Below are 25,623 nucleotides of genomic sequence, written 5' to 3'. Positions count from 1 at the left end.
CCCGCCCTCCCCCCACCCCAGCGCCGCGCCCACCGCGCTTCCCTCCAGCCACGGCGCCGGCGATCCGCTCGCCCCGCTGCCCGAGGCGCCGCCCGGGCGCTACCGCCATTACAAGGGCGGCGAGTACGAAGTCCGCGGCGTCGTGCGCCACAGCGAGACGCTGGAACCGCTGGTGCTCTACCGCCCGCTATACGGCGACTCGGGCCTGTGGGTCCGGCCCCACGCGATGTTCTTCGGCAGCGTCGAGGTGGACGGCCGCGCCGTGCCCCGCTTCGCCCGGATCGGCGACTGAGGCCCTCGCCCGCCATGCCGCTACTGCACCAGATCCAGCGCCGACCGCGCCTGCTGATCGGCGCGGCGACGGGTGCGTTGCTGGCGGCCTCCTGGCCGATGGAACTGGCCTGGCACACCCGCCTGCTGCTGGGCTGGAGCGCCGGCGTCTGGACCTACCTGCTGCTGATCGGCTGGCGGATGTTCCACACCGACGCCGAAGACGTCGAGGAGCAGGCCCGCGCCGTCGCCGACAGCGTGCCGACGGTGCTGGCGCTGGCCATCCTCGGCGGCGCCGCGAGCATGGCGGCGATCGCGCTGGAGCTCGCCCAGGTCAAGGAAGCGGGCCTGCTGAACGCCTGGCCGCACCTGCTGGTGGCGTCGGCGACGCTGACCGGCTCCTGGCTGCTGCTGCCGGTCGAGTTCGGGCTGGCCTACGCTTCGCTGTTCCATTGCGGGCCCAAGGCGCCGCACGGGCTGGAGTTCCCCGGCGACGAAGAGGCGCCCGACTACATCGACTTCCTCTACTTCGCCGCGACGGTGGCGGCGACCTCGCAGACCTCGGACGTCGTCGTGAGTTCACGGCCGATCCGGCGGCTCGTGCTGGTGCAGGCGGTGCAGGCCTTCGTGTTCAACACCGTCGTGCTGGCGCTGACGATCAACTTCCTGGCCGGCATGCTGGGCTGAGCGCCCGGCCGGCCCGGCCTCAGCTGAACATCTGCGGCTCGCCGGCGGCGTGGCGTACGCGGGCGCCCTCGACGGCCAACTGACCCTCGACGAACCAGCGCACCGCGCTCGGATACATGCGGTGCTCGAGCCGCAGCACCCGGGCCGCCAGCGCCGCCTCGTCGTCACCGTCCAGCACCGGCACCACCGCCTGCGCGACGATCGGCCCGTGGTCCAGCTCCGCGGTCACGAAGTGGACCGTCGCGCCGGCCACGCGGCAGCCGGCCTCGATGGCGCGCTGGTGCGTGTGCAGGCCGGGGAAGGCCGGCAGCAGCGAGGGGTGGATGTTGAGCATGCGCCCCGCGTAGTGGGCGGTGAAGCCCGGCGTCAGGATGCGCATGAAGCCGGCCAGCACGACCAGGTCGGGGCTGAAGCCGTCGATGACGCGCTGCAGCTCGGCGTCGAACGCGACGCGCGCGGCGTCGCCCTTGCCGAAGGCCTTGTGGTCGACGACCGCGGTGGGCACGCCGTGCGCCTGCGCGAACGCCAGCCCGGCGGCGTCCGGCCGGTTGCTGATCACCGCGGCGATGCGCGCCGGCCATCCGCCGGCGGCGCAGGCCTGCACGATGGCCTCCATGTTGGAGCCGCGGCCGGAGATCAGGATCACGATGTGCTTCATGGGCCGGCAGTGTAGCCAAGGGCATGGGCATGACCGGCCGTCGCGCGGGCCGTGCCTCCCTACAATCGCCCTCCCGCCGCTCGCCCGGACGGCCGCCCGCCCCGCCTCGCGGTGCGACCGTCTCGCGGCGCGGCCACCGCCCAGCCCGCCGCCATGACCGACCATCCGCCTCCCCTCCCGCGCCAGCGTGTGCTCTCCGGCATGCGCCCGACCGGCGCGCTGCACCTCGGCCATTACCACGGTGCCCTGAAGAACTGGGTGCGGCTGCAGGCGGCCTACGACTGCTTCTTCTTCGTCGCCGACTGGCATGCGCTGACCACCCATTACCAGCACCGGGAAGGCCTGGAGCAGAGCGTCTACGACATGGTCGTGGACTGGCTGGCCGCCGGCATCGACCCGGCCCAGGCGACGCTGTTCATCCAGAGCCGCATGCCCGAGCACGCCGAGCTGTTCACGCTGCTGGCGATGAGCACGCCGTCGAGCTGGCTCGAGCGCATGCCCAGCTACAAGGACCTGGTGGCGGAGAACCGCGAGCTGGCCACCTATGGCTTCCTCGGTTATCCGCTGCTGCAGGCGGCGGACATCCTGATCTACAAGGCGGCCTTCGTGCCGGTCGGCGAGGACCAGGCGCCGCACGTCGAGGTGACGCGCGAGGTCGCGCGGCGCTTCAACCATCTCTATCGCCAGCAGGCGGCGCCGCTGTTCCCCGAGCCCCAGGCGCTGCTGACCGAGACCTCGCGCCTGCCCGGCCTGGACGGCCGCAAGATGAGCAAGACCCACGGCAACGCGATCGCGATGCGCGATGCACCGGAGGTCGTCGCGGAGAAGGTGCGCACGATGCAGACCGACCCGCAGCGGGTGCGCCGCGGCGATCCGGGCGAGCCCGAGCGCTGCCCGGTCTGGGCCTTGCACAAGGTCTATGCCGACAGCGACACCCGCGCCTGGGTGGAATCCGGCTGCCGCAGCGCGGGCATCGGCTGCCTGGACTGCAAGCAGCCGCTGATCGAGGCGATCCACGACGAGCAGGCCCCGTGGCGCGAGCGCGCCGACGAGCTGCTGGCCGACCCGAAGAAGGTGCACTGGATCGTCGAGGTCGGCACGGAACGTGCCCGTGCAGTGGCGCGCAAGACGCTGCGCGAGGTGCGCGGCGCGATGGGCATCGACTATTGAGATGGCTGAGATGGCTGGCATCCACATCACCGACATCGAATCCGCCATCAACTGGTGGCGCCAGCGCGCGCCGGGCGACGGCGTGTCGCTGGGCCCCGAGCTGCGCGCCCTGGCCGAGGTCTACGCGCTGATGGTCTTCCACCACGAAACCGAGTGCGACGAGGACTCGATGCCCGCCCCGGCGCTCGGCGCCTGGATGCGCTGGTACGACACGACGCCGGACGCACCCTGCATCGCGATCTGCTCGACCAGCCAGGGCGACGAACTCTGCAAGGGCTGCGGCCGCAGCTTCGACGAGGTGCAGAACTGGCCGGTGTTCACGCCGGGCGAGAAGCGCGCGACCTGGCGGCGGATCACGCTCGAGGGCACGGCCTGGCGCTTCAACCGCTATGCGGAGCGGGCCATCGAGCGGCGCGGCGACGCGACGCCGCCGGATCCGGGTGCGACGGAGCAGGACGCGGCCGGCGGGGAGTCCGTTTGACCGACACCGCGGACGCCGACCACGCCGCGAACGCCGGCGCACGGGCAGCCCTCGGCGGACGGCTGCAGAGCCTGCGCCAGATCCTGCCGCTGGCCTGGCCCGTGTTCATCGGCCAACTGGCGGTGCTCGCCTACTCCACGATCGACACGCTGCTGGTGGCGCGGCATTCGGCGGTTGACCTGGCGGCGCTGGCGGTGGGCTCGGCGGTCTACACCTCGGTGTTTGTCGGGCTGATGGGCGTGGTGCTGGCGATCTCGCCGGTGGCGGGGCAGCTGTTCGGCGCCAGGCGCATGACCGAGGCCGGCGACAGCCTGCATCAGGCCGCCTGGCTGGCGCTCGCGCTGACGGTCGTGGGCGAGTTGATCCTCTGGTTCCCGCAGCCCTTCCTGGCGATCTCGCAGGTGAGCCCGGAGATCGCCGTCAAGGTGCGGGACTACCTGCGCATGCTGGGCATCGCGCTGCCGGCCGCGCTGCTGTTCACGGCGTATCGCGGCTTCAACACGGCGGTGTCGCGGCCCAAGGCGGTGATGGCGCTGCAGATCGGCGGGCTGCTGCTGAAATTCCCGGCCAGCGCGCTGCTGATCGCTGGCTTCTCGGTCGGACCGCTGCAGGTGCCGCCGCTGGGGGCGGTGGGCTGCGCGATCGCGACGGCGATCGTGATGTGGAGCCAGCTGCTGATCGCGCTCGTCGTGCTCAAGCGCGACCCGTTCTATGCGCCGTTCGGGTTCGCCGGGACGGGGCTGCACCGGCCGCGCTGGGCGACGCTGGTCCGCCTGGTCAAGCTCGGTGTGCCGATGGGCGCCTCGGTGCTGATCGAGGTCACCGGCTTCACCTTCATGGCGATCTTCATCGCGCGGTTGGGCACGACGCCGGTGGCCGGCCATCAGCTCTGCGCGAACCTGGTGGCGATGATGTTCATGCTGCCACTGGCGCAGGCCAACGCCTGCAGCACGCTGGTGGCCCAGGCGCTGGGGGCCCGCGACTACGCGGCGGCGCGGCGGCTCGGCTGGCATGGGTTGGAGATCGCTCTGGCCATCGCCTTCGTGCTGGGCGGGGTCATCTTCGCGCTGCGGGAGCAGGTGCTGGGGCTCTACACCAGCGACGCGGCCATCGTCGCCGCGGCACTGCCGCTGCTGGGCTGGTTGTGGCTATTCCACGTGTCGGACGCCGGACAGACGGTCGCGGCCTTCGTGCTGCGCGCGCATCACATCGCGACCGCGCCGATGCTGATCTATGCGTTCGCGATCTGGGGGCTCGGACTGGGCGGGGGCTACTGGCTCGCCTTCGGGGAGCATGAGGTCGAGTTGCCGGCCGTCATGCAGGGCGCGCGTGGGTTCTGGAGCGCGGCGTCGGTCGGGTTGGCGGCGGCCGCGCTGGGATTGAGCGTGCTGCTGGCACTCGTGCATCGGCGGGAAGTCAGAGAGGCTTGAACTTCCCGGAGCGGGCTGCGTGGATCGACTGAGATCCTGCGACGAGCCCCCTCACCCCCGCCCTCTCCCCCTTTCGGGGGCGAGGGAGTGAGCCCCAATGAAACTCCCTCTCCCCGCTCCCCCTCTGGGGGCGAGCGAGTGAGCAGTGGCGTTGGGCGCAGAGGGAGAAGGAGCCCACGCACCCAATGGAACTCCCTCTCCCCGCTTGCGGGGAGAGGGCTGGGGTGAGGGGTCTTCGCTCCCCACGAGCGCTCAGTTCAGCGGCAGCGTGATCACGAAGCAGCTGCCGCCGCCCTCCCGGGCGTCGCAGCGCACCGTGCCCTGGTGGGCGGTGGCGATCTGCTTGACGAGGTTCAGCCCCAGGCCCACGCCGCCGGACACCTCGGCATGGCCAGGCAGGCGGAAGAAGGCCTCGAAGATCCGCTCGCGCATCGGCTCGGGCACACCCGGGCCGCGGTCGCAGACCTGCAGCTCGATGCGGTCCTGGCCGGCGCGACGCACCTTCAGCTCGACCACCGGGCCGCCATAGCGACGCGCGTTCTCCAGCAGGTTGCGCAGCGCGCGACGCAACAGGCGATCGTCACCGCGGAGCGTCAACTGGCCCAGGCCCTCCTCGACCTCCAGCTCGGCGCCGCCCTGCGCGGCCGATTCGGCGGCGATCGCGAGCAGGTCCACCGGCTCGAGCCGCAGCGACTGCGCGCCGCCCTCCAGGCGGCTGGCGAGCAGCACTTCCTCGACCAGCGCATCCAGTTCGGCGATGTTGGTGTTGATCTCGTGGCCGAGCCGCGCCCGCTGCGCCGGCGAGGCGTCGTCCAGCATCGAGAACGCCATCTTCAGCCGCGCCAGCGGCGAGCGCAGCTCGTGGCTGGCGTTGGCCAGCAGGCTCTTGTGGGACCGCAGCAGCGTCTCGATCTGCTCGGCCGCCCGGTTGAAGCTGGTGGCCAGCGCCGCGACCTCGTCCTTGCCGTTGTCCTGCACGCGGAAGCTCAGGTCCCCGGAGCCGAACTGCTCGACGCCCGACTTCAGCGATTCGAGCCGCCGCGTGAGCCGGCGCACGACCGGATACGCGCCGCCGGCCACCGCCAGGAACAGCACCGCGAGCAACACCGCCAGCGCCTCGCCGCTCGGGCGCGGCACCCAGCCCGGCACCCAGGAGGCCGCGCTTTCCTCGCGGCGCTGCTGCTCGAGCCGGTCCAGCATGCGCTGGCGCATCTGGTCCATCTCGGTCCGGCCTTCCCGGCGCCCGGGATCACGCGGCTCGGGCGGCGGACCGTCGACGAAGGGATCGCGACGCTCGCGGAAGACGCGGCGAGGTCCGCTCGCGGCGCGCGCCTCGGCCTCGAGCTTGTCCTGCCCCATCGGGCCGGACGCGCCGGGCGGACGCGCCAGGCGCAGGAACAGCAGGTGACGGCCGTCATCCAGCGGCACACGCTGCACCCGCGAGCCGGGCAGGTCCTCGCGGCGCTCGAACAGCGGCGAGGCGCCGATGCGGCGCCCGCGCGCATCCTCCAGCGCCAGGGCCATGCGCAGGCGCTGGCCCCAGTCCTCGACGGCATCGGCCTGTTCGTCGACGGAGGCGGTCGACGGCGGCAAGGCGCGCTGCACCAGCACCGCGAGCGCCACCAGCCGCTCCGAGGCCGCCTGCTCGAAGGTGCCGCGCTCCTGCTCGATGCGGCCCTGGAACAGCCAGGCCGAGCCCAGCGCGAAGGCCAGCAACACCACCACGACGGTGACGTAGATGCGGAGGTACAGCGCCTTCACTTACTCGAGGCCTTCGGCGTCCTGCTTGCGTGCGAACACGTAGCCGGCGCCGCGCACCGTCAGCACCCGTCTCGGGTTCTTGGGGTCGTCCTCGATCACCGAGCGGATGCGGGAGATGTGCACGTCGATCGAGCGGTCGAAGGCTTCCAGCGGATGGCCCTTGAGCGCGTCCATGATCTGGTCGCGCGACAGCACGCGACCCGGGCTCTGCGCCAGCACGACCAGCAGGTCGAACTGGTGGCTGGTCAGGTCGCAGGCGTTGCCGTCCAGGCGCACCTGGCGCGCCGCGAGGTCGATCTCCAGTCGCCCGAAGCGCAGCACCTCGTCCCCCATCGCCTGCGGCTCGGTGCGGCGCAGCAGCGCCTTCACCCGGGCCTGCAGCTCGCGGGGCTCGAAAGGCTTGGGCAGGTAGTCGTCGGCACCGAGCTCCAGCCCCAGGATGCGGTCCATCGGCTCGCCGCGGGCCGACAGCATCAGCACCGGCAGGCGGCGCCAGCGCTTGTCACCGCGCAGTTGGCGGCAGAACTCGAGGCCATCGCCGTCGGGCAGCATCAGGTCCAGCACCAGCAGCTCGAACTGGCCGGCCTCCAGCTCCGAGCGCCCTTGCGCCAGCGAGCCGGCGAAGCTCACGTCGAAGCCGGCGCTGCTGAGGTAGTCGCCCAGCATCGCGGTGAGCCGGGCGTCGTCGTCGATCAGGAGCAGTCGTGGATTCATCGGGCGTTGCGAGGCGGCCACCGACCGGGCCGGATCGGCCAGGCCGCGCGCCGCGGACTCATCGAAAGACTGAAGCATAGCCGGCCTCTCGCGTTCAGCGTTCGGTGAAAGGCTGCGGCACCGGGTTGTCCGGATTCGCACCCTGGCGGTCCTTGCGATGCTGGCCGCGATCCTTCATGCGCTGCTTCATCTTCTCGCGCTGCTGCTTCTTGAGCTCGGCGATCTTGGCGCGCTGCTCAGGCGTGAGCACCCGCGACGCGTCGATCATCGCCAGCGTGAGGCGCTTGGAGGCGACCTCGTGCTGCGCGGCGATCTGCTGGCGCAGTTGCTCGACCGCGTTGGCGTCGACGGTCGGCGCGGTGAACAGCGCTTCCATGCGCTCGTGCAGTTGCCGGCCGGTCTCGCGCTGGCCCTTCAGGTCGTTGTGGGCGGCTTCGAAGATCTGCTTGAGCTGGGCGCGCTGGGCGTCGGTGACCCCGGCTTCCTTCAGCAGGCGCCCCTGCATCGCGAAGCCACCGAAGTCGTGGCCGCGATGCATCGCATGCGGCGGAGGCGGCGTGTCGCCCGGGGCGGGTTGGGCCTGCGCCGCCAGCGCGCCCAGGCCCAGGCTCGCGGCCAGCGCCAGCATCGTGAGGGGTCGGGTAATGCGTTTGACCATCTCGGAATCTCCAATTCGTTTGGGGGTGAGGAGATGGTCGGCGGCGCGCGTCAATCGCCCATGGGTGCGCCGTAAAGATTCGTGAAATGAATCGCCCCCAATGAAAAACGCCCGCGACGCCTCTTGAAATCGAGGCCTCGCGGGCGCCTGGCGCGATCCGCGCCAGAGGGCGCGGATCGGGGGTGAGGATGCCGGGTCGATCAGGTGATCGGCTTGAAACGCACGCGCTTGGGACGCGCGCCTTCCTCGCCCAGACGCTTCTTCTTGTCGGCTTCGTACTCGTGGAAGTTGCCGTCGAAGAAGAACCACTGCGAGTCGCCCTCGCAGGCCAGGATGTGGGTGCAGATGCGGTCCAGGAACCAGCGATCATGCGAGATCACCATCGCCGAGCCGCCGAACTCCAGCAGCGCCTCTTCCAGCGCGCGCAGGGTTTCGACGTCCAGGTCGTTGGACGGTTCGTCCAGCATCAGCACGTTGCCGCCCTGGGCCAGGGTCTTGGCCAGGTGCAGGCGGCCTCGCTCACCGCCGGAGAGCTGGCCGACCATCTTCTGCTGGTCGTTGCCCTTGAAGTTGAAGCGGCCGATGTAGGCGCGCGATGGCATCACGAACTTGCCCACGACGATGTTGTCCAGGCCGCCCGAGACGTCTTCCCACACCGTCTTGTTGGCGTCCAGGCTCTGGCGGCTCTGGTCGACGAAGGCCAGCTTGGCCGTCTTGCCGATCTTCACCGTGCCCGAATCCGGCTGCTCGACGCCCTGGATCATGCGGAACAGCGTCGACTTGCCGGCGCCGTTGGGACCGATGATGCCGACGATCGCGCCCGGCGGGACCTTGAACGACAGGTTGTCGATCAGCACGCGGTCGCCGAAGGACTTGGTCACGCCTTCGAACTCGATCACTTCATTGCCCAGGCGCTCGGCGACCGGGATGAAGATTTCGTTGGTCTCGTTGCGCTTCTGGTATTCGACGTCGCTCAGTTCCTCGAAGCGGGCCAGGCGCGCCTTGCTCTTGGCCTGGCGGCCCTTGGCGTTCGAGCGCACCCACTTCAGTTCTTCCTTCATCGCCTTGGCGCGGGCGTCCTCGGACTTCTGCTCCTGCTCCAGGCGGCGTTCCTTCTGATCCAGCCAGTCGGAGTAGTTGCCCTTCCAGGGGATGCCGTGGCCGCGGTCCAGTTCCAGGATCCACTCGGCGGCGTTGTCCAGGAAGTAGCGATCGTGGGTGATGGCCACCACGGTGCCGGGGAAGCGCTGCAGGAACTGCTCCAGCCACTCGACCGATTCGGCGTCCAGGTGGTTGGTCGGTTCGTCCAGCAGCAGCATGTCGGGCTTGGACAGCAGCAGGCGGCACAGCGCGACGCGGCGCTTCTCGCCGCCGGACAGCACGCCGATGTTGGCGTCCCAGGGCGGGAGGTTCAGCGCGTCGGCGGCCAGCTCCAGCTGCAGGTCGGTGTTCTCGGAACCGGCGGCGGCGATGATGGCCTCCAGCTCGCCCTGCTCGGCCGCCAGTGCGTCGAAGTCGGCGTCCGGCTCGGCATAGGCGGCGTAGACCTCATCCAGGCGCTTCTTGGCGGCCAGCACGCCGCCGATGCCTTCCTCGACCGCTTCACGCACGGTCTGGTCGGGGTTGAGCTTGGGCTCCTGCTCCAGGTAGCCGATCTTGATGCCGGGCATCGGGATCGCCTCGCCCTCGATCTCCTTGTCGACGCCAGCCATGATCTTCAGCAGCGTGGACTTGCCCGAGCCGTTCAGGCCCAGCACGCCGATCTTGGCGCCGGGGAAGAAGGACAGCGAGATGTCCTTGAGGATGTGGCGTTTCGGGGGAACCGTCTTGTTGACGCGGTTCATCGAAAAGACGTATTGAGCCATGGCGATGGTTGTTCAGCGTTTCGTGGGTTGACCTGGGGCCCCTCGGGCGCCGGGGATCGCGGGGCGATCCAGGGGCCGGGGCGTGCATGGGCGGTGGTGGCTCGCCCGGGCAATAGGCCGGCATTGTCGCAGCTTCCGCCCATGCCCCTAAACTCGACCGCCCTTCCCCGCCCCTCCCCCGCCCTCCCGTTCACACCGAGATGACCACCATGCCGTTCCGTTCCATCTCCGTCCGTCCGCGCGCGCCGCGCGCCGTCACCGTCCGGGCCGCCCGCGCCGCGCTGGGCGCGCTGCCGCTGGCGCTGGCCCTGATCGCCGGCGGCGCGCAGGCCCAGACGCTGCGCTGGGCCAGCCAGGGCGACATGCAGACGGCCGATCCGCATTCGCAGAACGAGATCGTCACCAACGCGATGAACGGCCAGGTCTACGAGCGGCTGGTCTCGCGCGACCGCCAGCTCAACCTGGTGCCGGGTCTTGCCACCGAGTGGACCCAGCTCAAGCCGACGCTGTGGCGGCTCAAGCTGCGCCAGGGCGTGAAGTTCCACGACGGCTCGCCGTTCACCGCCGACGACGTCGTGTTCTCGATCAACCGGGCGAAGGACCCGTACTCGCAGATCAGCGTCTACGCGCAGGCGGTGGGCACGCCGCGCAAGATCGACGACTTCACCGTCGAATTCCAGCTCGACAAAGTCAACCCCATCTTCCTGCAGCACCTGGACACGCTGTTCATCATGAGCAAGCGCTGGTGCGAGCAGCACAACGTCGTCAAGCCGCAGAACTTCAAGGACAAGCAGGAGACCTACGCCGCGACGCATGCGAACGGCACCGGCCCCTACCAGATGACGGCGCGCGAGCCCGGCATCCGCACCGCCTTCAAGCGCAATCCGGCCTGGTGGGGCCAGTTCGACGGCAACGTGCAGGAGGCCGTCTACACGCCGATCGCCAACGACGCGACGCGGCTGGCGGCGCTGGTCTCGGGCGAGATCGACTTCGTGCTGGATCCCTCGCCGCGCGACATCCCCAAGCTCAAGCAGACGCCGCAGGTGAAGGTCCAGGAAGGCCCGGAGAACCGCATCGTCTTCATCGGCATGGATCAGGCGCGCGACAAGCTGCTGTACGGGAAGGTGCCGGGCGACAAGAACCCGTTCAAGGACCTGCGGGTGCGCCAGGCGCTCTACCAGGCGGTGGACATCCAGACGCTGCGCGCCAAGCTGATGAACGGCCTGAGCCTGCCCACCGGCGGGCTGACGCCCTCGCCGCTGGGCGCGTTCAACGACCCGCAGCTCGAGACCCGGCTGCCCTACGACCTGACGGCGGCGCGCAAGCTGATGGCCGACGCCGGCTATGCCAACGGCTTCGAGGTCACGCTCGACTGCACCAACAACCGCTACATCAACGACGAGCGCATCTGCCTGGCGCTGGCCTCGATGTGGTCGCAGCTCAAGGTGAAGGTCAAGGTCAATGCGCAGCCGCGCGTGCTGATGTTCCCCAAGCTGGAGAAGCTGGACACCAGCCTCTACATGTATGGCTGGGGCGGCAGCATCACCGATGCCGAAGTCGCGATGACGCCGCTGATGCGCAACCGCGGCGAGAAGTCGGTGGGGCAGTACAACTTCGGCAACTGGACGGACGACAAGTTCGACCAGTTGGCCGCGCAGTCCAGCGAGGAAGCCGATCCGAAGAAGCGCGAGGAGCTGATCAAGGCCGCGCTGCGGGAGTTCCGGTCGCAGGTGCACCTGATCCCGCTGCACCGCCAGATGATCCCGTGGGCGACGCGCGCCAACGTGACGGTGGTCCATCGCCCGGACAACTGGTTCGAGCTGCGCTGGGCGTCGGTCGCCGCGAAGTAAGCGCCGGTCTTTCCCGTCCCCCGCCGCAGCCCACTGCCGTCTTCAGCCGCTCGGTCGAACACCCTCGCCCGCTTGCGGGAGAGGGAGGGGTGAGGGCCAGCGGCGATGGCAGTCCGCCCGCCTCTTCCTTCACCTCAACGGCGGATCAAACAGATACCCGATCCCCCGCACGGTGCGGATCAACGGCGAACTGGGGTCGTCATGCAGCTTCTGCCGCAGCCGCGAGACCATCAGGTCCACGCTGCGCTCCAGCGCGGTGACGCCGTCGCCGCGCGCCAGATGCAGCAGTTCCTGCCGCTGCAGCACGCTGTGCGGTCGCTCCAGGAACGCGCGCAGCAGCTTGTATTCGCTCTGCGACAGCACCACGCAGAAGCCCCCCGGCCCGGTCAGCCGGCGGGTCATCGGCTCGAGCCTGAATCGCCCGAACATCAGCACCTCCGCCGCGTCCCCTTCACGCGGCCGCAGCAAGGCCTTGATGCGCGCCTGCAACTCGCGCGGTTCGCCGTCCTTGGCCAGCACCGCATCCGCGCCGCGCTCCAGCGCCAGCACCCGCTCCAGCGTGCTGTCCTGCTGCAGCAGCACGATCACCGGCAGCCGCGAGCGCTGCCTCAAGCGCGTCAGCGCGCCCCAGCCGGCCTCCCGCGCGTCGCTCGGATCGATCAGGGCCAGGTCCACCGGCAGCAGCGGCACGCGGTCCAGCAGGGCCGGCTCGCTGCTGTCGGTGACGCGAAAGCCCCACGCCCGCATCAGGCCGGCGAATCGCAGGCGCGCATGCGGGTCGGGGTCCAGCAGCAGCAAATGGGTGCCGGCGGCAGGATCGGGAAACAAGGCGCTCATGGACAAGGGGACAAGTGGAAACACTGGCGCAAGACTATGCCGCCGCAACCCCGTCCGAAGGCCGATCAGCACGGGCCTCGCAGCCCTTTTTACCCGCGGTTTACCGCGCCGAAACACGACTGCGGGCGCCGACACGCGCGGCTGAGCGACGGCTGTCACCGAGCTTGCGCGAAGCTGTCCGCGGCCCGTGTCGATCCCGTGAGCAACCCGTGCGGAACTTGCATCCTTCCCACTTCGGGCGGGACCCTTCCCCCGGTGGAGGGACACCCCTCGGCTACAATCCGGCCCATCACCGCGGCTCAGTCTTGCCGCGGTTTTCATTTCTGAGCTCACGCTCTCCCACGGCAGCCGAAGACTGGCGCCAGGCCTCACCGGCCGGCGTGCTGCACACAAAGCCCGTCCGGGCACGAACAAAGCAGCTTATGAGTTTTGACGCACTGGGGCTCTCCCAGCCCCTGCTCCGCGCGATCGCCGATGCCGGCTACTCGACCCCCACTCCCATCCAATCCCAGGCGATTCCCGCCGTCCTGACCGGCGGCGACCTGATGGCCGGCGCCCAGACCGGCACCGGCAAGACCGCCGGCTTCACCCTCCCCGTGCTCGAGCGCCTGTCCGCCGGCAAGCCGGTGCGCGACGCCAAGGGCCGCATCGCCATCCGCGCCCTGGTGCTGACGCCGACGCGCGAACTGGCCGCGCAGGTCGAGGAAAGCGTGCGCACCTACGGCAAGTACCTGCCGCTGACCAGCATGGTGATGTTCGGCGGCGTCGGCATGCAGCCGCAGATCGACAAGCTGCGCAAGGGCGTGGACATCCTGGTGGCGACGCCGGGCCGCCTGCTGGACCACGCGCAGCAAGGCACGCTGGACCTGTCCAAGGTCGAGATCCTGGTCCTGGACGAAGCCGACCGCATGCTGGACATGGGCTTCATCCACGACATCAAGAAGGTGCTGGCGCTGCTGCCGGCCAAGAAGCAGAGCCTGCTGTTCTCGGCGACCTTCAGCGACGAGATCAAGGCGCTGGCCGACCGCCTGCTGGACAACCCGGGCCTGATCGAAGTCGCGCGCCGCAACGCGACGGCCGACACGATCGCCCAGCGCATCCATCCGGTCGACCGCGACAAGAAGAAGGAACTGCTGGCCCACCTGATCACCAAGCACGACTGGCATCAGGTGCTGGTGTTCACGCGGATGAAGCATGGCGCCAACCGCCTGGCCGAGTTCCTGGACAAGCAGGGCATCACCGCGATGGCCATCCACGGCAACAAGAGCCAGGGCGCCCGCACCAAGGCGCTGTCGGAGTTCAAGAGCGGCGACCTGAAGGTGCTGGTGGCGACCGACATCGCCGCGCGCGGCATCGACATCGACCAGTTGCCCCACGTCATCAACTACGAGCTGCCCAACGTCGCCGAGGACTACGTGCACCGCATCGGCCGCACCGGCCGCGCGGGTGCGCAGGGCGAGGCGCTGTCACTGGTGTGCGTCGACGAGGAAGGTTTCCTGCGCGACATCCAGAAGCTGATCAAGCGCGAGATCCCGCGTGAGGTGGTGCCCGGCTTCGAGCCGGACCCGAACGCCAAGGCCGAACCGATCGTGATGGGCCGCATGGTCCTCAACGGCGGCGTGGGCAAGTCCTCGGGGTCGCCGCGTCCGGCCGGCGGCGGCGGTGGCCGTCGTGGCGGCGGTGGCAATGGCGGTCGCCCGCAAGGCCAGGGTCGTCCGCAGGGCGGGGGCCAGGGCGGACGTCCGGCGCAGGGCGCGCAAGGCGGCCAGCGCAGCGGTGGCTCGGGCAGCGGCCAGGGCCAGCAGCGCCATGCTCACGGCCAAGGCGGCCAGGGTGGCCAGGGACAAGGCCAGCGCGCCTCGTCGGGCCAGAACGCCGGCGGCCAGCGCCACGGTCAAGGCCAGGGCCAGGGCAGCCGTCATGGCAGCCAGGGCAACCGCCCGGCCGGCGCGGCGCTGACGCGCCCGAAGTCGACCTCCTGATCGGCCTTCAGCCGGCAGACCACGGCGCCGTCATCGGCGCCGTTTTCCTTTCCGCCGTCACCGGCGGCTGCGCCTCGCCCGGCTTGGGCATACTCGCGGCCACTCCCCATGAAGACCGCGCCCATCGTCCCCGCCCGCGTCGACTTCTCCGGCGCCGTGCCCCATGCGCCGGAGTTCGGCGACCTCTACCACGCCCCCTTCGGCGCCTTCGAGCAGGCGCGGCAGGTCTTCCTGGCCGGCAACGGCCTGCCCGGTCGCTGGGCCGGCCGCGCGCGCTTCGTCGTGCTGGAGACCGGCTTCGGCCTGGGCAACAACTTCCTGGCGACCTGGGCCGCGTGGCGTGACGATCCCTCGCGCTGCGAGCGCCTGGTCTTCCTCAGCCTCGAGAAGCACCCGCTGACCCGCGAGGACCTGGCGCGCGCCCATGCCGCTTCGCCGGCGCCCGAGCTGGCCGCGCAGCTGATCGAGGCCTGGCCGCCGCTCACGCCCAACCTGCACGTGCTCGATTTCGAGGACGGCCGGGTGCGGCTGATGCTGGCGCTGGGCGACGCGCGCGAATGGATGCCGGAGCTGGTGGCGTCGGTCGACGCGTTCTTCCTGGACGGCTTCGCGCCGGCGAAGAACCCCGAGTTGTGGGACGACGCCGTGCTGCGCCAGACCGGCCGGCTGGCCGCGCCCGACGCCACGGCCGCGACCTGGAGCGTGGCGCGGCCGGTGCGCGACGGACTCACGGCCGCGGGTTTCCAGGTCGAGAAGCGGCCCGGCACCGGCGGCAAATGGGCGACGACCGTCGCGAGCTTCGCGCCGCGCCACCGCGCGCCGGCGCCACCCGGCCGCGCCGCGCCGCATCCTGCGCCGCGCGACGTGGTGATCGTCGGCGCCGGCCTGGCGGGCGCGGCCTGCGCCCGGGTGCTGACGCGGGAGGGCCTGCGGGTGACGGTGCTCGAGGCCGGTCCCACGCCGGCCGGCCAGGCCTCCGGCAATCCGGGCGGGCTCTTCCACGGGACGATCCACGCCGACGATGGGGTACACGCGCGCTTCAACCGGGCCGCGGCCCTGGCCACCGAGCGCGAACTGCGCCGGATCACCCCTGCCCTGCCCTGGCTGCAATGGGGACTGCTGCGGGTCGAGCGCGCGCCGCAGGCGCTCGACGAGATGCGCGAGCTGCTCGTGCGCAGCGGCCTGCCGGAGGCATACATCCAGGCGCTCGACGCCGACGCCGCCGCCGCTCTGGCCAAGCTTCCCCTGGGCCGGCCCGCCTGGCACTTTCCGGGCGGTGGCGCGGTGTCCCCGCCGGCGCTCGCGGCGGCCTGGCTCGCGGAGGCGGCGGGCCGTCCCGGCTTCTCGCTGCGCCTGGACGCTGTCGTGGCGGGCCTGCGGCGCGACGACGCCAGCGATCGCTGGATCGCGCTGGGAGCGGATGGGGCGACGCTGGCGACCGCCGACGCGGTCGTGCTCTGCTGCGGCACCGCCAATGCCGCGCTGATGGCGGAGTGGTCGGCCGGCCCGGCGTGGCCGTGGATCTCGCAGCGCGGGCAGTTGAGCACCCTGCCGGCGGATCGCTCGCCATGCGCGCTTGCCCTGCCGGTGGTTGGGCTCGGTTACGCCTTGAGCCTGCCCGACGGCACGATGTGCTTCGGCGCCAGCGCCGATGCCAACGACCCCGAGCCCCAGCTTCGCGCCGCGGATCAGGCGCAGAACCTGGCTCGCCTGGCCGAGCTGCTGCCCGGCGCCCTGCGCGCCGCGCCGACACGCCCCTCGCCCGCCCTCGACACGCGCGATGATGATCCGCCGCCCCTTGCGGGCCGCGTGGGATGGCGCAGCCTCGTGCCGGACCGGCTGCCGATCGTCGGTGCCGTGCCGGCGCAAGCGCCCGCGCAGCGCGCCGAGCAGGTGCGCTTCTGGCCGCGGCATCGCGGGCTGATGATGCTGGGCGCGCTGGGCTCGCGCGGCATCACCTCGGCGACGCTGTGCGCGGAGCTCATCGCCGCGCAGCTCACCGGCGCGCCGTGGCCGATGGAGGCCAGTCTGGCCGAGGCCGTCGACCCCGCGCGCTTCGGCGCGAAGCAGCGTAGAAGCAGCAGCTGAAACAGCAGCTGAAACAGCGGCTGAAGCGGGTCACGGCCGGCTTGGTGTTCGGCCACGGTCACGTCGGCAACTCGGCAACTCGGCCAGGTCGCGGGGTCACGGCGTCACGGCCGGGTCGGCAACTCGGCCGGCTCCGCCGCCACGGCGGCCACGGCCTCGCGACCCCGCGAGAAGGACGAAAAGTGCGGCGACATGACGGTCACGAAGGCCGCCGCCGCGGTGATCGCGCTCAGCCCGATGCCCAACCCCCACTTGATGGCACTCGCCACCGTCTGATGCATTTCCGCGCGCAGCCCACCGATCTCCGCGCGCAGTTCGCCGATCGAGTCCTTGATCTCGGCGCGCAACGCGCCCACCTCGTGCTTCAACTCGCCGCGAAGCGCGCCGATCTCCTGCTTCACCTCGCTGCGCAGGTCACCGATCTCCTGCTTCATCTCGCTGCGCAGGGCGCCGATCTCGTGCTTCATCTCGCTGCGCAGCGCCCCGACCTCCTGCGCCAGTTGTTCCCGTGTCGCCAGCGTGGGCAGCACCGTGTCCATCCGCGTCTTCAAGGCCTGGACCTGGATCGCCAGCTCCACCGTCCCGCCACCGCTGCGATCGCCTCGCAGCCCACTGTCGATTCCTTGCATTGCCTTCTCCAGCTTCGATGACGAGTCCTGCTCGTCCCAGGCGACGACTCTGCCACCGGACGCGGCCGTCGACTTGCCAACCTTGGGGGAGCCGACGGGGGAGTGAGATCCCTCTTGCGGAGGATCAAGCGGGAACGACCGCGCGGTGGCTCGGATCGGACGGGGCGGCAGCCCCCGCCCGGGCGTGACGGATGACGCACCGCAGGCCCATTCGCCGGGCCGCGTCCCCGCCGTCATTCAAGTTCCGGGCGCCGGCGTCGATATGGAGCGGAAACGCCGTCAAGGGCGTCCCGCGCCCGCCAGGGCGCGGGTCCATCAACGCACATCGACATCTTTGGGGGACATCCATGATTCATCTCGTCGCCGGCCGATCGATCGGCCAGCGGCTCGGCGTGGTGCTGGGCCTGGTACTGCTGATCGCCTTCGTCGGCTCGGGCCTGAGCTACCTGGCGCTGGGCCGCGTGGCCGCCGAGACCGACGTGATGCTCAACCAGGACCTGGCCGCCGAGCGCGTCGCCTCCGACTGGTACCGCAACATCACCAACGGCGTGAACCGCACCAGCGCGATCGCCGTCAGCGCCGACCCCAGCCTCGCCCAGTTCTTCGCCGCGACCTCGGCCGAGTCGACCCGGCAGTCGGGCGAGCTGCAGAAGCGGCTCGACGGCTACATGGTCACGCCGGACGAGCGCCGGATGTTCGACACGCTCAGCGAGGCCCGCAAGGGCTACCTGAGTTCGCGCGACGCGGTGGCCGCCAGCAAGAAGAGTGGAGACGCCGAGAAGGCGCGCGAGATCTTCGACCGCGACTTCCAGCCCGCCGCGGGCCGGTTCCAGGAAGCGATCCAGGCCATCGTGCAGCACAAGCGCAGCCTGCTGGACGAGGCCGCCCTGCAGCTCGACGCGACCAACCGCCGCGCGCGCACGGCGCTGCTGGTGTTCTCGCTGGTCGCGCTGGGCCTGGGCGCCTGGTTCGCGGTCGCGCTGACGCGCTCCATCACCCGCCCGCTGCAGGGCGCGGCCGAGGTCGCCGACGCCATCGCCCACTTCAACCTGACCCGGCCGGTGCCGGCCGGCGGCCGTGACGAGACCGGCAAGCTGCTGGGCTCGCTGGGCGGCATGCAGGCGCAGCTGCTCAAGCTGATCGGCGACGTGCGCGGCTCCGCCGAGAGCATCGGCACCGCCAGCGCCGAGATCGCCACCGGCAACCACGACCTGAGCGCGCGCACCGAGCAGACCGCCTCCAACCTGCAGGAGGTCGCGGCCTCGATGACGCAGCTGACGGGCACCGTGCGCCAGACCGCGGATTCGGCGATGACGGCCAACCAGCTGTCGAGCTCGGCCGCGGAGACCGCGCAGCGCGGCGGCTCGGTGATGGGCCAGGTGGTGGCGACCATGGGCGAGATCAGCGAGAGCTCGCGCCGCATCGCCGACATCATCGGCACCATCGACGGCATCGCCTTCCAGACCAACATCCTGGCCCTGAACGCGGCCGTGGAAGCCGCCCGTGCCGGTGAGCAGGGCCGCGGCTTCGCGGTGGTCGCCAGCGAGGTGCGCTCGCTCGCGCAGCGCAGCGCCGAGGCCGCCAAGGAGATCAAGACGCTGATCGGCGCCAGCGTCGAGCGCGTGGAATCGGGCTCGCGCCTGGTCGAGGACGCCGGCGGCGCGATGACCGAGATCGTCGCCAGCGTGCAGCGCGTGGCCGACATCATCGGCGAGATCAGCGCCGCCTCGCGCGAGCAGAGCGACGGCATCCAGCAGGTCAACGCGGCCATCGGCCAGTTGGACCAGATGACGCAGCAGAACGCGGCGCTGGTGGAGGAGTCGGCCGCCGCGGCCGAGAGCCTCAAGGAGCAGTCGCAGCGGCTGGCCGGCGCGATCTCGGTGTTCCGCCTGCGCTGAGGTCGACAGCGTCGCCGCCCTCCGCTCCGTGAGGCGGGCGGTCAGGCGCCGGTCAGAAGGTCATCGTCTTCACGCCCTGCGCCGTGCCCAGCAGGCACACGCCCGCCTTGTTGCGGGCGAAGACGCCGACGGTGACCACGCCGGGCCATTGGCTGACCTCGGCCTCGAAGGCGGCGGGATCGGTGATCCGCAGGCCCTTGACGTCCAGGATGCGGCAGCTGTTGTCGGTCACGCAATCCTGGCGCAGCACCGGCTCGGCGCCCATCGCGCGGAAGCGGCGCGCGATCTGCGCGGCGGCCATCGGGATCACCTCGACCGGCAGCGGAAACGCGCCCAGCACGTCGACCAGCTTGCTCTCGTCGGCGATGCAGACAAAGGTCTGGGCCAGGTCGGCCACGATCTTCTCGCGCGTCAGCGCCGCGCCGCCGCCCTTGATCATGTGGCCCTGGCGGTCGATCTCGTCGGCGCCGTCGATGTAGACCTGCAGCGACTCGACCTCCGACGCGTCCAGCACCGGGATGCCCAGCGCCTTCATGCGCTCGGTGCTGCGCACCGAGCTGGACACCGCGCCGGCGATGCGCACGCCGCTGGCGGCCAGCGCGTCGATGAACTTGTCCACCGTCGAGCCGGTGCCCACGCCCACCACCGTGTCCGGCGTCACGTACTGCAATGCGGCCTGGCCGACCAGGGTCTTCAATTCGTCTTGGGTCATGGAGGGGCGAGCGACGGCTCGTCGTAGAGGGCCGGAAAACTGGCGGGAGAGGAAAGGCGGGATTATCTCCGCCGCTCAGGCGGGCGACGACCGCAGCCCGTACACCTTCCCGCCGACGAACAGGTACTCCGCCCGCAGCACCGCCGCGCCCTGCTCGCCCGGGGCGGCGAAGCCGATCACCGACACCTGGGTGCCAGGTCTGATCTCTTCGACCTGCCAGGCCTCCAGCCGCGTCAGCGGCGCCAGCTCGACCTCCCAGCGCCGGTCGCGCCGCGTCGGCACCTGCGTCTTCGCGAGCAGGGCCTCGCCGTCGACGGCGGTCGTCTGCTTGGGCAGGACCCGCTGCTTCAGGTCGGCCGGCAGCACGAGCCGCTCCGGCACCTCCAGATCCAGCTCCACATGCGGATTGCGCCAGGTCACCCTGGCCGCGCGGCCCTCCAGGTACAGCGGGCGGTCCTGGTCGAAGCCGCTCCACCCATGGTGGGCGCGGACGGCGGCGGGCATCAGGGGCGCGGCCGCGAGCGCGGCCAGCAACAGACGACGTTCCATCGAAGCCTCCTTGAAGGGCGTGAAGGACCTGAAGGACGCGCTGGCGGGAAGGACGTCAGACGAAGGCGATCCAGCGCCCGCAGATGATGACAGCGACCCAAATCCCCAACGACAGCAGGCATTGCCAGCGGCCCAGGCGGTCCTGCGCCCGCACGCCGCCGCGCCAGTGGAACCAGGCCGCGTTCAGGCCCGCCACAGCGATCAGCGCGAGCTTCACCCGCAGCGCCGGATTGACCCACAGCTCCTGCGGCTGGGTCGCGAACATGGCTGCGCCGGAGACGGCGCACAGCGCGAAGCCCGCCAGCGCCGTGGGAATCGCCAGTCGCGCCAGCGCGCCGGGATCGAGCTCGCGACGCGCGCCCAGCGCGCGCAGTTCAAAGACGAGCAGGCCGCCGAACAGCGCGCCCAGCCCGATCAAGTGCACGACCGAGAACGCGGGGTAGGCCCAGGGATGGGCCGCCAACGCCGTCAGCGTGTCCCACACGGCTCGGCACGCCGCTCACGCGCCTTGGCGGTCGCGGCGCTGGCGCACCGCGGCGGCCAGCGAGCGCAGCAGCGGCTCGGTCTGGCTCCAGCCCAGGCAGGCATCGGTGATGGACACGCCCGGCAGCAGGTCCGCCTTGGTCTGGCCCGCGAGCAGGTCCTGGCGGCCCGGCTGCAGGTGCGATTCGATCATCACGCCGGTGATGCGCGCGTCGCCACCGGCGATCTGCGCGCCGACATCCTGGCCGACGTCGATCTGGCGCTCGTACTTCTTCGACGAATTGGCGTGCGAGAAATCGATCATCAGCTGCTCGCGCAGGCCCGCCGCCTTCAGCACCTCGGCCGCCGCCTGCACCGAGGCCGCGTCGTAGTTCGGCGCCTTGCCGCCGCGCAGGATCAGGTGGCAGTCGTCGTTGCCGCGGGTCTCGAAGATCGCGGCCAGGCCCATCTTGGTCATGCCCATGAAGGCGTGACTGGCGCGCGCGGCCAGCACCGCGTCGGCGGCGATCTTCACCGAGCCGTCGGTGCCGTTCTTGAAGCCCACCGGGCAGGACAGGCCGGAGGCGAGCTGGCGGTGGCTCTGGCTCTCGGTGGTGCGCGCGCCGATCGCGCCCCAGGCGATCAGGTCCGAGATGTACTGCGGCGACAGCAGGTCCAGGAACTCGGTGCCCGCCGGCAGGCCCAGCGCGGTCACGTCCAGCAGCAGCTGGCGGGCCAGACGCAGACCCTCGTTCATGTGGAAGCTGCCGTCCAGGTGCGGGTCGTTGATGTAGCCCTTCCAGCCCACCGTCGTGCGCGGCTTCTCGAAGTAGACCCGCATCACGACCAGCAGGTCCTGCTTCAGTTCCTCGCGCAGGTCCTTGAGCAGGCGGGCGTAGTCCATCGCCTGGCCGTGGTCGTGGATCGAGCAGGGCCCCACCACGCACAGCAGCCGGTCGTCCCGGCCGTGCAGCACGTCGCTGATCTCGCGCCGCGCCGTCTCGACGACCTCGAGCGAGGCCTCGGGCAGCGGCAGCTCGTCCAGCAGCAGCGCCGGCGAGATCAGCGGGCGGACCGCGTCGATGCGGGTGTCGTCGGTGCGGGTGGCGTCGCGGGTGGCGTCGGCGGAGCCGACTTCGCGGTCGTGCTGCGGATGGTCGAGGTGCTTCATGGCGGCGGCGCGTGCCCTCTCGGACACGGAAACGCGAAAAAGGAAGCGGCGATTATCCGCCGCCGCGCAATCCCGGACATCAACCGCCCCGCTTCATCGACGCCAGCCCCACCGCCGCGGCCGCGACGACGAAACCGGCCAGCGACAGCGCGCCCAGGTGCTCGTCCAGCAGCGCCACGCCCATCAGCGCCGAGACGCCGGGGATCAGGTAGAACAGCCGCGCCACCGCCGCCGCCTGACCGCGCCGGATCATCACGAACATCAGGCTGAAGGCGCCGATCGAGTTGACCAGGCCCAGCCACAGCGTCGCGCCGATCAGCTCGGCGCTCCAGTCCGCCACGCCGGGCTCGCGCCACAGCGCCAGGGCCGTCACCGCGAGCGCCGAGACCGTCATCTGGATGCCGCTGCCGGTGCGCAGGTCCATGCCGGCGCAAAAGCGCTTCTGGTACAGCGTGCCGGCCACCAGCCCCACCAGGCCGAGCAACCCGGCGCCATAGGCCTGCCAGGCGCCACCGCCCAGGGGGCGGTCCGCGATGACCAGCGCCACGCCCGCCAGGCCGCCCAACATGCCCAGCCACTGGCGCGCGCTCAGGCGCTCGGCCAGCCACAGGTGCGCGCCCAGCGCGGTGGCCAGCGGCATCAGGCCGATCAGCAGCGCGGCCACGCCGGTGGGCAGCCCCCAGGCGATCGCGCAGTAGACGCCGGAGAAGTGCAGCACCTGCATCAACAAGCCGACCACGCCGAGGTGGATCCAGGCCCGCGGCGTCTTCGGCCACGGCGCGCCGGTCGCCGCCGACACGCCGAGCAGCACCACCGCGGCCAGCCCGAAGCGCAGCGCGAGCAGGGTGAACGGACCGGCGTGCGGCAGCGCCAGCTTGCCGGCGAGGTAGCCGGTGCTCCACAGCAGGATGAAGAGCGCCGGCAGGCTCAGCGCGACCAGCGCGCCGAGCCGATCCGCGCCCGCGGTCGACGGGGTCGGCAGAGCGCCGTGGGTGGCAGTCGTCATGGCCAGTTCCTTTCCGAAGATCAATGGACGCACTCTAGAAACGCGCCGCTTCGGACACAATCCGCTCTACTTTCGTTTTAGAGTTTCCAGATCGAGAACAATCGGAGACCGCCATGGGACGCCTGGAAGACCTGCAGGCCTTTGCCCGCGTTGTCGACGCGCGCAGCTTCTCGGGGGCGGCCAAGCTGCTGGGCGCGACCAAGTCCGCCGTCAGCAAGCAGGTCGCGCGACTGGAGCAGCAGCTGGGCACCCGGCTGCTGCATCGGACCACCCGCAGCATCAGCCCCACCGCCGAGGGACGCGGCGTGTACGAGCGCGCGCTGCGGTTGCTCGAGGAGGCGCAGGCGCTGGATGCCGAGCTCGCCGGCCAGCGCGAGCAGCCCCGCGGCGTGCTGCGCCTGAGCACGTCCACCGCGTTCGGCAACCTGCAATTCACGGCGCTGCTCACCGAGTTCTGCGCTCGCCATCCGCAGTTGCAGGTGGTGCTGGGGCTCAACGACCGCTACGTCGACCTGGCCGAGGAAGGTTTCGATCTGGTGCTGCGGCTCACCGGCCGGCCGAGCCCCGGCCTGGTCGCACGCAAGCTGGCGGACATCCGTTTCGTGCTGTGCGCATCGCCGGCCTACCTCGCGGCGCAGGGCACGCCGACCTCGGTCGCCGAGCTGGCGGACCACCGCTGCCTGCGCTTCGGCTACCTGCACGCGCCGGAGCGCTGGCGCTTCCGCCACCCGGAGCGGGGCGAGGCCGAGGTCGAGATCTCCGGCGCGCTGCGCTTCGAGAGCGGCCTGACCGCCAACAGCAGCGAATCGCTGCGCGTGGCCGCGCTCGCCGGCATGGGCCTGGCGGTGCTGCCGACCTACGCCATCGGCCGCGACCTGCGCGCCGGCCGCCTCACCGCCCTGCTCCCCGACTGGACGCCGCTGGGCGGGCCGGCCGAGGCGGACACGCTCTACGCGGTCTATCTGCCCAGCCGCTTTCCGAGTCCCAAGGTCCGGGCGCTGATCGATTTCTGTGTCGAGCGATGGGGGGACGTGCCGCCCTGGGATCGCCCCGACGACCCGGCGGACGCCCCGTGAAACCGGCTCGGGCGGCGTGCCCGTCCGGGCCCGGGCCCGTTGGAGCTAGGGCGAGTCCCCCATCACCGTTCGCACGCGGAGCCTAGGCGCGACCGGCCCGACAAGGGCGCGATGAGACAATGCCGCCCCATCATGGCCCTCATCCCCTACGGCTTCGCCCGTCCCTTCCTGTTCGGCCTGGATCCCGAACACGCGCACGAACTGACCCTGGGCAGCATCGCCCGACTCCAGAACACGCCCGCCCAGTGCACCTGGGCGCAGGCGCGGGTCGCCGATCCGGTGACCGTCGCCGGCCTGAAGTTCCCCAATCGCATCGGTCTGGCCGCCGGCCTGGACAAGAACGGCCGCTGCATCGACGGCCTGGGCGCGATGGGCTTCGGCTTCATCGAGGTGGGCACCGTCACGCCCAAGGCGCAGCCGGGCAACGACAAGCCGCGCATGTTCCGCCTGCCGGCCAGGCAGGCGCTGATCAATCGCCTGGGCTTCAACAACGAGGGACTGGACGCCTTCATCGCCAACGTGAAGCGCTCGCACAGCTTCCGCCACCACGGCGGGCTGCTGGGCCTGAACATCGGCAAGAACGCGGTCACGCCGATCGAGCGCGCCGTCGACGACTACCTGATCGGCCTGGAAGGCGTGTTCCCGCACGCGGACTACATCACCGTCAACATCTCCAGCCCCAACACCAAGAACCTGCGCCAGCTGCAGAGCGACGAGGCCCTGGATGCGCTGCTCGGGCCGCTGCAGGCGCGCCGGCTGGCGCTGCAGGACGAGAGCGGCCGGCAGGTGCCGCTGTTCGTGAAGATCGCGCCCGACCTGGACGAGGACCAGGTGGCGGTGATCGCCGCGAGCCTGAAGCGCCATGGCATCGACGGCGTGATCGCAACCAACACGACGATCGCCCGCGAGGCGGTGCAGGGCCTGCCGCATGCCGGCGAAACCGGTGGCCTGTCGGGCGCGCCGGTCTTCGAGGCCAGTAATCGCGTCATCCGCCTGCTGCGCGCGGCGCTGGGCAGCGGTTATCCCATCATCGGCGTGGGTGGCGTGCTCAGCGGCGAGGACGCACGCGCGAAGCTGCAGGCCGGCGCCGACCTGGTCCAGCTCTACACCGGCCTGATCTACAAGGGCCCGGCCCTGGTGCCGGAATGCGCCCGGGCGATGGCGCGGCTCTGACGCCGCCCCGCCTCCCCGCACGACCGAAGCGCTCCCCAGGGAGCGCTTCTTTTTTGCGCCCGTCCACAAAAACCTGCTATTGCAAATGCGAATTACATGCATCTGAGTCATTGACAAGACGATAATGCCTCGCATTTGCAACAGCGCTTCATGCCCTCGGCCGCCATGACCGACCTCGCTCCCACGCCCTCCCGCGCGCCGGGCCGGCTCCCGCCGCTGGCGCTGCTGTCGCGCATCGGCGCGGCGGTCCTCGGCGGCTATGCGTTCTGCTGGGGCTTCATCGCCGTCGTCCATGCCGGGCTGTATGGCCTGGGCATGCCCTTCCACGACGCCGAACACCTGGCCGCCATCCTCGGGGTGCTGCTCTACCTGGTGGTCTTCCTGTGGTCCTTCGCGGCGCGGCGTGTCGGCCGGTGCTGGGCGGTGCTGCTGGCGGGCGGCGGGCTGATGACCGGGGCGGCGGCGCTGATCCAGCGCGCGCTGCTCGCCTGACACA

At 70.9% G+C, this 25,623-nt stretch carries 24 protein-coding genes; 12 read left to right on the top strand and 12 right to left on the bottom strand.

Going from position 1 to position 25,623, the window contains the following annotated elements; all coding sequences use genetic code 11:
- The first annotated feature begins 76 nt into the window (after positions 1 to 76).
- Positions 77 to 292: a DUF1653 domain-containing protein gene (locus BM393_RS07780; RefSeq protein WP_254783396.1), complete on the top strand. Its 216-nt coding sequence runs from the start codon at positions 77 to 79 to the stop codon at positions 290 to 292.
- A 14-nt stretch (positions 293 to 306) separates the two neighbouring features.
- On the top strand, positions 307 to 957 hold the full coding sequence (locus BM393_RS07775; RefSeq protein ID WP_091724240.1) for a DUF1345 domain-containing protein: 651 nt from the start codon (positions 307 to 309) through the stop codon (positions 955 to 957).
- Between the two features lie 19 nt (positions 958 to 976).
- Here BM393_RS07775 and purN read toward each other — a convergent pair whose 3' ends face one another.
- A complete protein-coding gene (gene purN, locus BM393_RS07770; protein WP_091724239.1) occupies positions 977 to 1,615 on the bottom strand; it encodes a phosphoribosylglycinamide formyltransferase in 639 nt (212 codons plus the stop codon).
- Positions 1,616 to 1,768: 153 nt separating this feature from the next.
- Between purN and trpS the strand changes: the two genes are divergently transcribed.
- From trpS to BM393_RS07755, 3 genes are read left to right on the top strand one after another with little or no spacing between them, the layout of a single operon-like run.
- Positions 1,769 to 2,785, top strand: coding sequence for a tryptophan--tRNA ligase (gene trpS, locus BM393_RS07765; protein WP_091724238.1), 1,017 nt, complete (start codon positions 1,769 to 1,771; stop codon positions 2,783 to 2,785).
- A 10-nt stretch (positions 2,786 to 2,795) separates the two neighbouring features.
- Complete coding sequence (locus BM393_RS07760; RefSeq protein WP_091725188.1) at positions 2,796 to 3,266, top strand: DUF3717 domain-containing protein; 471 nt, start codon at positions 2,796 to 2,798, stop codon at positions 3,264 to 3,266.
- Positions 3,263 to 4,696, top strand: coding sequence for an MATE family efflux transporter (locus BM393_RS07755; RefSeq protein ID WP_254783267.1), 1,434 nt, complete (start codon positions 3,263 to 3,265; stop codon positions 4,694 to 4,696). Before BM393_RS07760 ends, BM393_RS07755 begins: the two co-directional genes overlap by 4 nt.
- A gap of 252 nt (positions 4,697 to 4,948) precedes the next feature.
- Here BM393_RS07755 and BM393_RS07750 read toward each other — a convergent pair whose 3' ends face one another.
- From BM393_RS07750 to ettA, 4 genes are all read right to left on the bottom strand, one after another.
- Positions 4,949 to 6,457 carry an ATP-binding protein gene (locus BM393_RS07750; protein WP_254783265.1) on the bottom strand — a complete coding sequence of 503 codons (1,509 nt, stop codon included), beginning with the start codon at positions 6,455 to 6,457 and terminating at the stop codon, positions 4,949 to 4,951.
- A complete protein-coding gene (locus BM393_RS07745; protein WP_091725180.1) occupies positions 6,458 to 7,171 on the bottom strand; it encodes a response regulator in 714 nt (237 codons plus the stop codon).
- 94 nt (positions 7,172 to 7,265) lie between these two features.
- Positions 7,266 to 7,829 carry a Spy/CpxP family protein refolding chaperone gene (locus tag BM393_RS07740; protein ID WP_091724237.1) on the bottom strand — a complete coding sequence of 188 codons (564 nt, stop codon included), beginning with the start codon at positions 7,827 to 7,829 and terminating at the stop codon, positions 7,266 to 7,268.
- A gap of 200 nt (positions 7,830 to 8,029) precedes the next feature.
- Complete coding sequence (gene ettA / locus BM393_RS07735; RefSeq protein WP_091724236.1) at positions 8,030 to 9,694, bottom strand: energy-dependent translational throttle protein EttA; 1,665 nt, start codon at positions 9,692 to 9,694, stop codon at positions 8,030 to 8,032.
- A gap of 209 nt (positions 9,695 to 9,903) precedes the next feature.
- Here ettA and BM393_RS07730 point away from each other — a divergent pair, with 209 nt between their 5' ends.
- Positions 9,904 to 11,544 (top strand): ABC transporter substrate-binding protein, encoded by a 1,641-nt coding sequence (locus BM393_RS07730; RefSeq protein ID WP_091725177.1) that lies wholly within the window; start codon positions 9,904 to 9,906, stop codon positions 11,542 to 11,544.
- A gap of 129 nt (positions 11,545 to 11,673) precedes the next feature.
- Here BM393_RS07730 and BM393_RS07725 read toward each other — a convergent pair whose 3' ends face one another.
- Positions 11,674 to 12,381: a winged helix-turn-helix domain-containing protein gene (locus tag BM393_RS07725; protein ID WP_175538220.1), complete on the bottom strand. Its 708-nt coding sequence runs from the start codon at positions 12,379 to 12,381 to the stop codon at positions 11,674 to 11,676.
- A gap of 422 nt (positions 12,382 to 12,803) precedes the next feature.
- Here BM393_RS07725 and BM393_RS07720 point away from each other — a divergent pair, with 422 nt between their 5' ends.
- Both BM393_RS07720 and mnmC read left to right on the top strand, forming a co-directional pair.
- The gene (locus BM393_RS07720) at positions 12,804 to 14,363 is read left to right on the top strand and encodes a DEAD/DEAH box helicase (protein WP_091724234.1); all 1,560 of its coding nucleotides are present in this window, start codon (positions 12,804 to 12,806) and stop codon (positions 14,361 to 14,363) included.
- Between the two features lie 108 nt (positions 14,364 to 14,471).
- Positions 14,472 to 16,451 carry an FAD-dependent 5-carboxymethylaminomethyl-2-thiouridine(34) oxidoreductase MnmC gene (gene mnmC / locus BM393_RS07715; protein WP_091724233.1) on the top strand — a complete coding sequence of 660 codons (1,980 nt, stop codon included), beginning with the start codon at positions 14,472 to 14,474 and terminating at the stop codon, positions 16,449 to 16,451.
- Positions 16,452 to 16,555: 104 nt separating this feature from the next.
- On the opposite strand, the gene BM393_RS07710 is transcribed toward mnmC, so the two are convergent.
- The gene (locus BM393_RS07710) at positions 16,556 to 17,080 is read right to left on the bottom strand and encodes a coiled-coil domain-containing protein (protein ID WP_175538219.1); all 525 of its coding nucleotides are present in this window, start codon (positions 17,078 to 17,080) and stop codon (positions 16,556 to 16,558) included.
- Positions 17,081 to 17,427: 347 nt separating this feature from the next.
- Here BM393_RS07710 and BM393_RS07705 point away from each other — a divergent pair, with 347 nt between their 5' ends.
- Positions 17,428 to 18,978: a methyl-accepting chemotaxis protein gene (locus BM393_RS07705; protein WP_091724231.1), complete on the top strand. Its 1,551-nt coding sequence runs from the start codon at positions 17,428 to 17,430 to the stop codon at positions 18,976 to 18,978.
- A 52-nt stretch (positions 18,979 to 19,030) separates the two neighbouring features.
- Here the strand turns inward: BM393_RS07705 and rpiA are convergent, their stop codons facing one another.
- From rpiA to BM393_RS07680, 5 genes are all read right to left on the bottom strand, one after another.
- Entirely contained in the window at positions 19,031 to 19,690 is a 660-nt protein-coding gene (rpiA, locus tag BM393_RS07700; RefSeq protein ID WP_091724230.1) for a ribose-5-phosphate isomerase RpiA, read from the bottom strand.
- Positions 19,691 to 19,765: 75 nt separating this feature from the next.
- Positions 19,766 to 20,239, bottom strand: a complete 474-nt coding sequence (locus tag BM393_RS07695; RefSeq protein ID WP_221210952.1) for a DUF6152 family protein — start codon at positions 20,237 to 20,239, stop codon at positions 19,766 to 19,768.
- 55 nt (positions 20,240 to 20,294) lie between these two features.
- Positions 20,295 to 20,723: a hypothetical protein gene (locus tag BM393_RS07690; protein ID WP_254783263.1), complete on the bottom strand. Its 429-nt coding sequence runs from the start codon at positions 20,721 to 20,723 to the stop codon at positions 20,295 to 20,297.
- A gap of 15 nt (positions 20,724 to 20,738) precedes the next feature.
- Entirely contained in the window at positions 20,739 to 21,872 is a 1,134-nt protein-coding gene (locus tag BM393_RS07685; RefSeq protein WP_091724229.1) for a 3-deoxy-7-phosphoheptulonate synthase, read from the bottom strand.
- 79 nt (positions 21,873 to 21,951) lie between these two features.
- Complete coding sequence (locus tag BM393_RS07680) at positions 21,952 to 22,878, bottom strand: DMT family transporter (protein WP_091724228.1); 927 nt, start codon at positions 22,876 to 22,878, stop codon at positions 21,952 to 21,954.
- Between the two features lie 113 nt (positions 22,879 to 22,991).
- On the opposite strand from BM393_RS07680, the gene BM393_RS07675 reads away from it, so the two are divergent.
- From BM393_RS07675 to BM393_RS07665, 3 genes are all read left to right on the top strand, one after another.
- Complete coding sequence (locus BM393_RS07675; protein WP_091724227.1) at positions 22,992 to 23,954, top strand: LysR family transcriptional regulator; 963 nt, start codon at positions 22,992 to 22,994, stop codon at positions 23,952 to 23,954.
- Between the two features lie 132 nt (positions 23,955 to 24,086).
- The gene (locus tag BM393_RS07670) at positions 24,087 to 25,127 is read left to right on the top strand and encodes a quinone-dependent dihydroorotate dehydrogenase (RefSeq protein ID WP_091724226.1); all 1,041 of its coding nucleotides are present in this window, start codon (positions 24,087 to 24,089) and stop codon (positions 25,125 to 25,127) included.
- Positions 25,128 to 25,292: 165 nt separating this feature from the next.
- Complete coding sequence (locus BM393_RS07665; RefSeq protein WP_091725171.1) at positions 25,293 to 25,619, top strand: iron uptake protein; 327 nt, start codon at positions 25,293 to 25,295, stop codon at positions 25,617 to 25,619.
- Positions 25,620 to 25,623 lie beyond the last annotated feature (4 nt).

Source organism: Mitsuaria sp. PDC51, from assembly GCF_900113225.1.
GTDB lineage: Bacteria > Pseudomonadota > Gammaproteobacteria > Burkholderiales > Burkholderiaceae_C > Roseateles.
The sequence above is the reverse complement of the archived record's forward strand: the minus strand, read 5'-3'. Positions and strand labels throughout refer to the sequence as shown.